This window comes from Legionella jordanis, from assembly GCF_900637635.1.
Lineage (GTDB): Bacteria > Pseudomonadota > Gammaproteobacteria > Legionellales > Legionellaceae > Tatlockia > Tatlockia jordanis.
Window position 1 is genome coordinate 1874404 of record NZ_LR134383.1, and the last position, 12543, is coordinate 1886946.

The following is a 12543-nucleotide window of genomic DNA, read 5'->3' on the forward strand; positions in this document are numbered from 1 at the left end:
AATGGCGGATAATGCTCAAACAATATTAAATCAAAACAGAGAACATCTTGATGCACTGTTTTTTCTCTCATCGAGGAAAACAGAACAACTTGTATTTTTTCTTAATTCTGACCACGATATTGAGAGGTTAATTCTAAAGACGGATCAAAGCTATTTTTTAAACCTTTCCTCCTACCTTCATAGGCCATTTAAGGAAGTGCTTGACTATTTAAGTTTGAATGGCGGTGTGTTCTGCAATTTTATCCAGAAAGCCAAGACAACACTGTTTGAGCACTCAGAACTTAGCGATAAGCAATCCAATCATAAATATCAACTTTCCGTTGTTTATACGGGTTCACTGTATGTAGTGATACTGACCACAGTGGATAGAAGCAGTGAAGCATTAAAAACTTACATCAACAGCATTATTAATTCGTTGCCTGGCGCTATTTATTGGAAAGACAAAGAAGGTCATTACCTTGGATGCAACCAATTTGTGGCCCAGATGGCTGGATTTGAGCGTCCCGAACAAGTTATTGGCAAAACTGATTTTGATTTATGTTGGAAAGAATTTGCGCAAGACTGGAGAAATCTAGATTTGGAGGTAATGCGGGAAAACAAGACTTATAAGAGAGAAGAAATTGCAAAATTAGCTGATGGACGAATTATTACCGAACTGACCATCAAAAGACCATTATTTAATGAAAAAAGTGAAATTGTTGGCATTATTGGTACCTCCATGGACATCACTGAGCAAAAAAATCTAGAGCAGGATTTAATTTCCGCCAGGAAAAAAGCTGAGGCAGCCAGTCTTGCCAAAACTGAATTTCTTGAAAATATGCGTCATGATATAAGAACGCCACTCACAGGCATCGTTGGCTTTGCTGACATTTTAAAAATTGAGGCCGACAATCCCCAGATTAAGGAATATGCCGATAATTTAATCGCCTCAAGTCATGCTCTTTTGGATTTGTTGGATGAGGTCTTAGAAGCCATTCGAGTGAGTTCAGGGGAAATTCCGAAACTGAAGAAAAAATTTAGCCTCTATAAAACACTTGAACACATCATCAAGTTGACAAGAGCAAAAGCCGCACAAAAGAAACTGGATTTAACTCTTGATTTCGAGCCCACCATCCCCAATTACCTCATTGGTGATAAAGTTAGAGTTCATCGCATCATTCTAGAATTAATTGCCAATGCACTTAATTTTACTGACTTCGGTTTTGTAAAATTATCTGCAAAACTGGCAAAACGAAATCACCGTGAGATTATAGTCAAATTAATCGTTGAAGATTCAGGCATTGGGATTCCTCAAGATAAACAACAAGAAATTTATCTTCAATTTAAACGTTTAACCCCCTCCTATCAGGGTATTTATAAAGGAGCCGGTCTTGGTTTATCAGTGGTTAAACAATTCATCGATGAATTGGGTGGTGAAATCTATGTGGAAAGTGAGCCTCGCAAGGGTTCAAAGTTCACCTGCATTATTCCCTTACAAGAACCCCTTCTGGAAGAAGACTTAGGAGTTGATGAAGAGCTTGAGAAAGCCATTGATTCCCCCTACTTATCTACTTATGCCGAAGAAATAAAACCTTCTCAACCCCAAACACCAAAAACTAAAAATCGTATTCTGGTTGTTGAAGACAATTCGATTGCGCAATCTATAGCAACGTCAATGTTGAAAGGCATGAATTGCGAAGTGGATATCGCTGAAAATGGCAAACAAGCTATTGCACTCTGGAAAACAGGAAATTATGACTTAATTTTCATGGATATTGGTCTACCTGATATGGATGGTTATGAAGTAACCCACCTCATACGAGTTCAGGAAATCACCCAAAAATCTCACACTCCCATCATTGCACTCACTGCTCATATTGGCGAAGAGAACAAAAAACGTTGTATTGATGCAGGAATGAATGCGGTAATTACAAAACCTTTAACTGCTAAATACTGTACTGATATTGTGGATAGCTTTATACCGGGGAGAAAACAAGAAGAACTAAAACAAGAACCAGCCTTCCAAAGCAGCGTCTCCGAAGAAAACTCAACTTTATTTAATTTGAAAGATTTTCCCATTTTGGATATAGAAAAAGGCATAGACACCACAGGCAGTGAAAGCATGTTGGTGGAAATGTTGTCCATTATGATAACTGAGTCATTGCCAAATGATTTGGAATCGTTGAAGAAAGCCCATGAAGCGGATGACTGGTATACTGTCCAGAGAATTGCCCATAAAATCAAGGGCGGTGCAGTTTATGTAGGCACCGTCAAAATTAAGATGGCATGTCAATATCTGGAAGGTTATTGGAAGACAGGTCAACGTGATTTACTGCTACCACTCTACCAGCAAGCTGTCACAGTTATTAGTGAAAGCCTTCAGGAAATTAAGCGATGGTTGAACGAGCATTAAAGGCTTGCTCATTTACATAAAACATAAGCAGGTAATGATGAAGGCTACATAGCTGGATTCATTTCCTGGCTTTGCTGACTATGCCCATCATCGTCTTTTATGCCTTCCTTGACTGTCTTGCACGTCCGCAGACTTTCAGAACTTAGCCAAATGAGCATTCTTCTCATCACAAGCGGTTCAGTGGAATTTTTAAATATTGCACAGCATTATTCTCAGGTTCTACCAATTGGCCTGCCATGATATTCACCTGTAAAGAAGGTAGCAGCAGTTTAGGTACTGGCTTTCCTTTATCTTTTGCTAAGCGGGCAGCAATATAGTCTTCTTTGGAAATCCCCATTTTCACCATTGTATTTTGTTGTTTCTGCTGCCCCACAGTTGACAGACATTGCGGTGGCTGGTCTTCAGGAGGATAATCATGACAGCTGAATAATCTGGTGTTTTCCGGTAAAGATAATATTTTCTGTATGGAGTCATAGAGTGTAGCCGCGCTTCCTCCTGGAAAATCAGTTCGTGCGGTCCCAACATAAGGCATGAATAAGGTATCCCCAACAAATGCAGTATCTTCAATAAGATAAGTAACACAGGCTGGTGTATGACCTGGCGTATACATTACCTGGACTGGAATGCTGCCAATATAAAAAGTTTCTTGATCTTCAAACAAATGATCAAATTGTTTTCCTTCCAACAGCTTGTTAGGTAGATTAAATAGCGGAACCCAATATTCGAGCACCATTTTTATGTGTTCGCCTATCGCTATTTTCCCTCCCAGTTGTTCTTTTAGATAATAGGATGCGCTGAGGTGATCCGCATGGGCATGAGTCTCTAAAATCCATTCTAGTTGCAACTGATGTTGACGGATATATGCAACAACTTTATCTGCCGAAACAGTGGTTATTCGTCCAGAAGGCATATCGAAATCAAGAACAGGATCAATGACAGCGCACGATTTTGTGTTCTCATCAACCACGATATAGCTGTAAGTGGCTGTATTGGGATCTAAAAATGGTTCAATGTGCATACGTTTTCCTTAAGTGGATAAAAACGTTAAATTAATGAAACGATTTCTTTGAGCAAGATGCTAATACCTATGCAAAAAGTAAAAATACCAAACAAAATTTTAAGCCTCCTCTCCTGCATTTTGCCTCCAATGGAAACCCCAAAGGATAAGCCTGCAAGGGTGAGTGACGTAAAGAGAATCAATAAACCCCAATTAAATGCAGCGCCAGAGGCAATGTCTCCGTTAATACCAGCAAACGAATTGATGGCAATAATCGCCAATGATGTCCCTATAGCCTCCTTAACTTTTATTTCAAAAAATAAAATCAAGGCAGGAACGATTAAAAAACCGCCACCAGCGCCCACTAAACCTGATATTAACCCAACTCCTATACTGCTCAGTATTGCTTTGCCATAATGTCTTTTACTCAAATGCTGAGAAGGGTGTACAGATGCGATCGTTAATGGTTTAAGCAGAAGGAATGAAGAAAGTATCATTAAGCTAGAAAAAAGGATCATGATAAAACGATCCTTGGGAATACCAATAAAGTATTCAGGCAAATGAGGCAGAAGCCAGGCGCGTGTTAGAAAGACCGTTATCATGGCAGGTACTGCGAAAATCAAAGTTACATTTAAATAAACTTGCTTTCGTCTCCAATAGCTAATAGCTCCTAAAAAAGCGGCGCTACCTACTACCAAGAGTGAATACCCTGTAGCAACCCTTGGTGCCACACCTAATAAGTAAACCAGTATAGGCACAGTCAAAATGGAACCACCTGCTCCAATCATGCCTAATACCAGACCCATCAATATGGCCAAGGAATAGCCGACAAGCAACATAATTAAGTCTTCCTGCAAGATACGCAATTTCGATTTGACTTATTCCATGGCATTTGGGCCAAAACATAAGCTAGTCCACAGTGGCCGCTAATTCCTGCGAAAATTAAGCCAAGGCCTAGAAGCGCTGTTAGGACAAGGAACACTGGAGAGAGCAACCAAGCCAGCATGCTAGTCAAAAGAATCAGCGTCCCAACAGATAGCTGGACTTGTTGTTCAAGAGGGAGTGAAAATCCGTTTGCCCTTTCAACGGGATAGCCGGATTGAGCCCAGGCCATAATTCCTCCCTCAAGGTTATACACATCCAAGCCTGGATTATGCTTCAACAATTTTTGGCAAGCTGCAGCGCTTCTTTTTCCTGAGCGGCAATGCAATACCAGCTTTTGGGCTTTCTGATCGGGTAATTGCAATTTTTCCATCTGGCTTAAGGGGTAAAGATGTGCTCCCCCGATCTTCTCTGCAGCATGTTCTACCGGTTCCCTCACATCAAGCAATAATGCTTCTTTTTTATCCAACCACTCTTTAACAGTTTTTGCATCAACACCCTGCATTGCCATATCATGCCTCCGAAATATTAGTAATTTCTAATATATAAAATAAATTTTTTTATTCTTTACAATAAATCAAATAGAGGGTGGATAAAATCGCCTCTACTTCAGGACGGTCAATCCGATAGTATATGGTTGTCCCTTCCTTTTTCGTATTGACTATAGCTTCTTTACGCATTTTAGCTAAATGTTGCGAAAGGGCCGATTGGGATAAGCCAAGATGACTAACCAGTTCACCAACTGAACACTCTTTTTTTAGCAAATGGCATAAAATCAAAAGCCTTCTTTCATTGGCAAGAAGCTTAAGCATTTTTTCTGCCTTGTTGGCATTTTTTTTCATTACCTCAAGGCTTTTATTAGAAGAATTCGTATTCATAGTTTAAGTATATTAGAATTTTCTAATATTTCAAATCGTTTGAATGAGGCAGTAATTACCCATTAGAGGACTTAATTTTCTGATGGATATCAGCAAGACATCACTCATGGCTGGAATATCAATTCATAGTCTATAGCAAAACATAAGTTTACACAGAGTTATCAACAGAAAATGTGAATAACTCGTCGCTGTCGCGAAATGATTTGCTTACAAAATAATCGATAAATCCTAATTTAACGCATTAACGCCTGGCTAAAATCAGAGTGAACCCATCCATCTCAATCATGCCAATTGCATGCTCATTTTTTCGATAATATTTGCATTATTTGCTGCAATATTATTCACTACATCAACTTTTGGACGTACCTCGCCTGCAAGACAACGAGTAAGCTGCCTTAAATTGAATCCAAATACAGCGGCGTAACCAGCGCTTTTAGTGGTTGCATCAGATTTCATGCGGCTTCTGCCCAATTGGCCGCCCTGTTTCGTGTGACCAATCAAAGGCTCAATACCAGCACGTCGATGATGCAATAACTGCCTGATTGTCCATGGCGTTGTTTCACGAGCCGCATTGAGCGTCCTATCAGGACGGGGTAATTGAATATCAAGGACGCCTTTTTCAATCAATAGTTGTTCGTTGTTCAATGAATAATATCCTTTATCTGTCGCAACCGATGCCAGCAACCCCTTTCCAAAAAGATACTCATGAGTATTGAGCATCATCGGTAAAGACTGGGCATCTGGCATATAAGTAGACGTGCATTCGCCAACAAAAAGAAAATTACCCCCAATACGTCCTAATTGATAAGCGCGACCAAACTGCACTCCTTTATTTAATTTACCTTTGTTAAAACAGCCGACTTCATAAGCATGCAATGAAGAAATCGATGTATTGATAATGCCTTCAAAAAGATAACCATGTACATTCTGTAATAACATAGTCCCGCGCCAGCTCAGCGTCTCGACAGAGCGGCGAAGCGACCAATATTTACCCGATGCCAACTGATTACCAAACAAATAGATATCATTTAAGATAGGCAGTACATCGGCATACGTTTCACGCCATAACCGCTGAAGCACCACGGATAATATACCCTCACCAACATCCTTACGTTTCAAATTAAAATAATACAGTGCGATTTGTTTTAAATTGCTTAGCCCAACATGGTAACGCTTTATGCCACCACAGCACAATTGATTCAGTCCTTTTCCAACCTTTGACGCAAGAACAGCAACCTTGACCAATAAATTGGCAATTGCGGGATAGGCTATATTAGCTTCTTGCACGGTAGAGTCAATATCAAGCACCTGGGGATTAGCGTAATTTAGTTTAACAGCTTGTTGTGTTATCAAATTGGCAAGTCGGCGCTGCGTTTCAGGGCTTAATCGAGAACGAAATGCCTCAATTTTGGTATGGTCTGGCGCATGCCATTTCTTGATGAGGCCATAACCACAAAACAATTGAAAGGCGGCATTATCTCGTACTTGTTGTTCTGTTGCACGGTCAGTGAGGTTAAACATCTGTTGTAAAATATAAACACCAAGATGAATGCGTATGCGCAAGGGCCTACCCATCCACCAATGTTTTCTATCCGTACGTTGTAAATCGGGCAATACTAATTTCAGCATCTCCTCCCAGGGAAGTTTCTGGGCCAGCTTCATCAGGCGATGGTCATTGCTGATTGCAATGGTGACGCTGTCACCTGCGACCGGTTCATCGAAGCCATCTACATCTAAACTCATTGTTTACTTATATCCTCTTTATCGTGCCGTTCTTTGTTTAGCCACCAACTTGGCGCATCCGCCACTGAAAAACATCAAATTCCACCACCAAATGGATAAGTGCTTTTTGAGCATGCCTTTTCTTAGGCGATACGTCTGGTAATGACTTAAAATCCCAAGATAAGAGTTGATAGAACATAAAAAGGCCATTTGCTCCTCTTTCGTGGGTTTATGGTCTTTAGCTACTGCATTATGCTTTGTAATGGCGTCATAAAAGTTTCCTTTGATGCGACGACCGGCATAGATGCAGTGTGGTTTGAGAATCACCCCAAGAAAAGGAATGCCTTTGCAATAATGCTGCAGGTATCGCTTGCGCGGATGAAGCTCGAGTTCGAGCTCTTCTTGCAAAAACCGCTCCATTTGAGGTATGAGTGATTTTAAAAACATTTTATCTTCGTGCACCAGAAGAAAATCATCGACGTAACGGCCATAGAAACGCACACCCAAATCGTGTTTGATATAATGGTCAAAAGGATTTAAATAAAAATTGGCAAACACCTGGCTTGTGAGGTTTCCAATCGGCAGTCCGCAGTAGTGTCTGGCATAAAAAAGGCTCTTGTCTTTGGGGAAATCCTGCCAATCACGCCGTTTCCCCTTGATAAAACAGTGGCTTGTTGGCTCATTTTCAACGATTTTTCTGGCTACCTCCAGGATTAATTTCTTATCGGATTGGTTATAATGCCTCTCGATAAAGCAGCGAAGGCCTTCCCAGAGAATACGTCGATTAATGCGGATGAAAAAACTCATGATATCGAGTTTTAGCACGTAGCAGTCTCTTTGGTAATTTAAGGAGCATTTGCGGATAAATTGTGCGGCACGTGCAATCCCCAGATGCGCGCCTCGTCCTTTGCGGCTCGCATAGCTGTCATAAATAAAGGTTTTCTCAAACAGCGGATTCAATTGATTAATTAACCAGTGATGCACCACACGGTCACGAAAGTCTGCTGCAAAGATTTCGCGTTTCACCGGTTTATCAATCACAAAAGCAATGGAGCGTCCAGGATGCCAGGTGCCGGAATTGAGCTCCTCTCGCAAAGCGATGATATTGCTTTCATAATCCGTTTCAAAGCGGAGCGCATTCATGGTATTGCGTTTGTTCTTGCGGCAATCAAAATAGGCCTGGAACAAGGATTCCGGTGTCGCGCCGTGCTCCCTATGGTTATGCTCTTTTTCTCCCATAGCTTATCCCAATAAAGTGGTGTGGGCCTGTTAATGCCCACACCGATTGTGACTTTGCTTTGTTTAAAACCCCGGACACACCTAACCCGAAGATTGTTGTTCTTATTGTCGTCGTTCTGGTTGCCATTGTTGAAGTTCTGGTTCCAGGCGTTATTCGTAGGGTTGCCGGAAAACTCGGTAGAACTCCAGTAGTTGTCATTGGAAAAACCGCCCTAAACAATCAATAAAGGCGTTTTGGTCAGCACAAGGCTCCTTGTACTGACGCGAATCAACTGCCGAGGCAGTCCCTTTATCGCTTTTAAACAAAAGCATGCTCGCTCATGAATGCCATAACACCCATGATTCCGGCTTATCGACTGGCATTACGCCAGCCGGTCACCTGTTTGCCTATGCGTGTCAAGAGTTCACTTAACAGGGCTTGCCTTTTAAGTGATATCAGTTTCATCTCAACACAGAGGCGAATTTCCAGTTTCAATAACTCCAACTCATCTAAAAACGCCTCCAAATGCTCTACTCTGTTTTGATGCTTGTTGGCCCGGTAAATACAACGAAGCAAATGAAGGGCATCGCGCTTCATGTCCTGGCCCAGGGTGTATTTGTATTCCCTTGGGAAATTCTTTGTTTCTTCAAACACCTTTAACACCAGCTGGTAACTGTCCTTGTAAACCGGTAACTCCGTATAGAAAGCCATTCACAAAATCCAACTCATTCATCTTTTAAAAAATCATGAGGCAGCTAAGCTGCCTCAAAAGAAAAGGGATAAAGGGTTTAAGGGGTAAAAGCCCGGACACACCTAACCCGAAGATCGAAGAACTTAACGTCGTCGAGCTGGAAGCCACTGTCGAAGAACTGGTCCCAGGCGAAGAACGTAGGGTTGCCGGAAAACTCGGTAGAACTCCAGTAGCCGACATCGGAAAAACCGCCAATGGCATTTCTGTTAAACCACAAACAGTCTAGCTGGGATGTTGGGTTTGCCGGAATACCAGATACAGCCGGTGATGCTGGCAAAAACCAATCGTCATAGCAGGTGTTTCCTGCCTGACAAGGGGTATTGCCTTGAGAATCCACTTCAAAGTTACTGCAAATTCCCGCAGCGTAAGTGTTGGCATTAATATTCATTGGACAGCCTGCGCCACCTCCAGGCCCTGTTAAGCAGGCAACAATGGCTGCGGTATTACTGGCACCGTCGGTATTGCTTTGCGCCACAGCACCAACAGCCACACCAAATCCTCCCCATTGAATAGCTGTGCTGTTATCGGCAGTGGCGGCAATCAGATTGTTCAATCCCCCGTTCAGGCAAGCAATCGTGCCACCAAAAGCCGACTGTCCGACTGCGGTGGCCATATAAGTATAGCCATTAGCCAGTGTGGCACCACCCGCCGGCGTATTAATCACGACATCGACAGCTCCTGCAACATGGGCAGGCGTGACCCCGGTTACCGTCGTAGAGTCGACGACATTAACACTGGTTGCTGCTACTCCATCAAAGGTGACACTCGTGGCACCTGTTAAACCAGTCCCCGTTAAGGTAAAACCCGTTCCCCCTGATGCCGTTCCTGAGTTTGGGTTGATGGCGGTCAGCGTACTGCCTGATTGAATGGCAATGGCTGCTGCCAGTGCATTGGTATTGGTGCCCTGGATGGTGAAATTCGTTTGCGGTACCACCGTGTTGCCTGGCGTGTAAGTCAGTGTACAACTGCCTCCTGGCGGCACATTCGCACAGGTATTGCCTGTTTCGGTGACATTGCCATCCAACGCTGTCCCTGTGAAATTGGAGGTGATGTTGGTGGCTGCCACCTCAAGGGTCGTGTTGGTAATCGTGAGCTGCCCCATTGGACCATTTACCGTGAGTGTTAAAGGAGACCCTATGACGGTAATCACCGCATCCGTTATCGGTGGCGCCTGGGTGATGCGCAAAATATTGGCGCTACCTGGCCGATAACACTGATTGGGGTTTCCTTGCTGGCAAACCACGGGACCACCCGTAATGGGGCCATTTAACTGACTGCCATTTATCTGTAAAGACAGTACGCAGGAATTCTTGCCTCTGAGCACAAAAGGATTGCCGCACACATTGAGCCCTGTAGTGATTTGCGCAATGCCCCGAATGGGCTGCATGCTTAAGGTGTGTGGCTTGCTGGATTGATTGGTGACTCGATATTGCACCATGGCGGTACCATTGGCAGGCACTGCAATCGTGGTGGCTGTCAGTGGCTCAAAGGTCCACAATGGGGTCCCTGCATAAGCCGTTGTCATCATGAGTCCTAACCACAAGAAAGCCAGTATCCTATTCATTAAAGTATTTTTGATAGTTTTTTGCATGGTTTCTATCCTTAAGCCACATAAGTGAGGTTAAACAATACGCCATTAGTGTAGAGGTGATTGAGCGCTAATCCTGAATTCATGGTCTGCCCAAAAGCACGTCCCAGTTCGCTTTTACCCCAGTCGGCAAACTCATAACCAACCCCCAATTGCCAATGTTCGCTGATGGGTTTTTGCACGCCAGCACCCAGCGTGTAGGTGAAGGCTGTTTTCGTGTGGTCTTCAAAGTTATTATTAGGCAGCGCCTCAAAAATCAAAGGCGTATTCGTAAAATCATGGACACGGTTAAAGCCAACACCTAGGCTTGCGCTCACCCAGGGCATAACCCAATAGCCTTTATCAAGTAACAGCTTGCCTTTTACTGCCACGCGAGAGTTTCGGACTTTGTAAAGGTAGCTGTAATTATCAAATTGAGGGTCGGCATCATCCCATATCACACCCTGCAGTTTGGCATTGCCAGTAGCGGCGGCCGCCAATCCCAATTGCCCTAACCATTGAGAAGTCAATGATTTTTGTATGCCTACAAACAGCTCGCCCGAGGCAATAGCATTGGTGGATTTTCTAGCCGCATACGTCTTTTCAATTTCTGGGGCCAGAAAAAAAGTCTGCGTCTCACCGCCTCTTGCCCAAACGGGCCCCGCGCTCACAGAACCAACCCAGGTCCAGTCCCTGGAAGACATAACAGGCCCCATGGTGCCCGCAAAGGCTGTACTTCCCAACACACTGGCTGTTGCTATAGAAAGAAATAAACGATACTTCATAAGCGCTCCTTGCAAAGTAAAAACGATTTATTATGTGAAAATAGGAAGCAGTCAGCGGCAATCGATTGGCATAACATGGGAGTGAATGCACGAACGCGTAGCATAGGATAAAAACTGAGCAAAGAGATGAGACAAGTCCCTGGGTAAAGGAAAGAAACACAGTAAAATATAATGGAGCAAAATGAAAATAAGGGAAAATCTAGTGCTGATTGCTGATTGCTGATTGCTGATTGCTGGCAATGGTCCAGTCATTTGTAGTAGTTCCAACTTGATCTGACAGTTACCGGTTTTTAAGAAGTGTCTGTCAGGTCAAATTTAGTTTATAAATTTTTCCATCCAGATTTGTTTAGCCTCTATCAAAGTTTGCATTGGAGTACGTCCACAACACATTTTACCCTGATGAGTACGTTGATTATTATAGTAATCCATCCATTCGTCCAGATCTTTTTGCAATTCATCGATTGATTCGTAAATTTTCTTTCGGAATGTTACTTGATAAAACTCCTGTAAAATCGTTTTATGAAAACGTTCACAAATCCCATTTGTTTGGGGTGAATTTGCTTTTGTCTTTGTATGGTCAATGTTATTAATTGCCAAATAAAGCTGATAATCATGCTGTTCTACCTTGCCACAATATTCAGTACCCCTATCTGTTAAAATACGCAGTATAGGTAAATCGTGTTGTTCGAAGAAGGGTAAAACCTTATCGTTCAGTAAATCTGCTGAAGTAATTGGCGTTTTAGTCGTATAAAGCTTGGCAAATGCCACTTTACTATAGGTATCAACAAAAGTTTGCTGATAAATGCGACCGACTCCTTTAAGCGTACCCACATAAAAAGTATCTTGCGAGCCGAGGTAACCAGGATGTGCTGTTTCGATTTCACCACATGCCTCATCATCAAATTTCTTTTTCTCCAAAGCTACGACCTGCGCTTCCGTCAATATAATTCCTTCAGAAGCTACTTTAGCCTCTAATGCTTTTAAGCGGTCTTTAAAATTGGCAAGCTCATATCGCAGCCAAATGCTACGAACTCCACTTGGAGAAACAAAAATACCCCGTTTACGAAGCTCATTGCTCGTACGAAGCTGACCATGGGCTGGAAATGCGATCGCATACTCCCTTACCGAGAGTTCAATTGCTTCTTCTACTCTATTTTTTAGATTAGGTTTTCTTCGGCTTTGATCGAATAAAGCATCAACTCCTCCCGATTCTACTGCCGACTTATAGCGATAAAATGTATCTCTGGATAAGCCCATTACTTTACATGCCTTAGATACATTCCCTAATTCTTCAGCAAGGTTTAATAAGCCAACTTTATGTTTAATAATTTTAACTGTATTATCTATCAT

At 42.6% G+C, this 12543-nt stretch carries 11 protein-coding genes and 1 pseudogene; 2 read left to right on the forward strand and 10 right to left on the reverse strand.

The window, feature by feature from the left end; genetic code table 11:
• Position 1: 1 nt before the first annotated feature.
• Positions 2–2392 (forward strand): response regulator, encoded by a 2391-nt coding sequence (locus tag EL203_RS08335; RefSeq protein WP_082647149.1) that lies wholly within the window; start codon positions 2–4, stop codon positions 2390–2392.
• Between the two features lie 166 nt (positions 2393–2558).
• Here the strand turns inward: EL203_RS08335 and EL203_RS08340 are convergent, their stop codons facing one another.
• The 6 genes from EL203_RS08340 to EL203_RS08365 form a co-directional block, all read right to left on the reverse strand.
• A complete protein-coding gene (locus EL203_RS08340) occupies positions 2559–3410 on the reverse strand; it encodes an MBL fold metallo-hydrolase (RefSeq protein ID WP_058470757.1) in 852 nt (283 codons plus the stop codon).
• A 26-nt stretch (positions 3411–3436) separates the two neighbouring features.
• A complete protein-coding gene (locus EL203_RS08345; RefSeq protein ID WP_058470756.1) occupies positions 3437–4228 on the reverse strand; it encodes a sulfite exporter TauE/SafE family protein in 792 nt (263 codons plus the stop codon).
• 2 nt (positions 4229–4230) lie between these two features.
• The gene (locus tag EL203_RS08350; RefSeq protein WP_058470755.1) at positions 4231–4782 is read right to left on the reverse strand and encodes a rhodanese-like domain-containing protein; all 552 of its coding nucleotides are present in this window, start codon (positions 4780–4782) and stop codon (positions 4231–4233) included.
• A gap of 49 nt (positions 4783–4831) precedes the next feature.
• A complete protein-coding gene (locus tag EL203_RS08355; RefSeq protein ID WP_232003919.1) occupies positions 4832–5113 on the reverse strand; it encodes an ArsR/SmtB family transcription factor in 282 nt (93 codons plus the stop codon).
• A 318-nt stretch (positions 5114–5431) separates the two neighbouring features.
• A complete protein-coding gene (locus EL203_RS08360; RefSeq protein WP_058470753.1) occupies positions 5432–6892 on the reverse strand; it encodes a transposase in 1461 nt (486 codons plus the stop codon).
• An 18-nt stretch (positions 6893–6910) separates the two neighbouring features.
• Complete coding sequence (locus EL203_RS08365) at positions 6911–8110, reverse strand: reverse transcriptase domain-containing protein (protein ID WP_058470752.1); 1200 nt, start codon at positions 8108–8110, stop codon at positions 6911–6913.
• 59 nt (positions 8111–8169) lie between these two features.
• Here EL203_RS08365 and EL203_RS14405 point away from each other — a divergent pair, with 59 nt between their 5' ends.
• Entirely contained in the window at positions 8170–8337 is a 168-nt protein-coding gene (locus tag EL203_RS14405) for a hypothetical protein (RefSeq protein WP_162262735.1), read from the forward strand.
• A gap of 122 nt (positions 8338–8459) precedes the next feature.
• Here EL203_RS14405 and EL203_RS08375 read toward each other — a convergent pair whose 3' ends face one another.
• The 4 genes and pseudogenes from EL203_RS08375 to EL203_RS08390 form a co-directional block, all read right to left on the reverse strand.
• Positions 8460–8801, reverse strand: coding sequence for a four helix bundle protein (locus tag EL203_RS08375; protein ID WP_058470751.1), 342 nt, complete (start codon positions 8799–8801; stop codon positions 8460–8462).
• Between the two features lie 77 nt (positions 8802–8878).
• On the reverse strand, positions 8879–10432 hold the full coding sequence (locus EL203_RS08380) for an IPT/TIG domain-containing protein (protein WP_232003920.1): 1554 nt from the start codon (positions 10430–10432) through the stop codon (positions 8879–8881).
• A gap of 11 nt (positions 10433–10443) precedes the next feature.
• A complete protein-coding gene (locus EL203_RS08385; protein WP_058470750.1) occupies positions 10444–11193 on the reverse strand; it encodes an outer membrane protein in 750 nt (249 codons plus the stop codon).
• 290 nt (positions 11194–11483) lie between these two features.
• A pseudogene (locus tag EL203_RS08390) lies at positions 11484–12543 on the reverse strand (IS481 family transposase).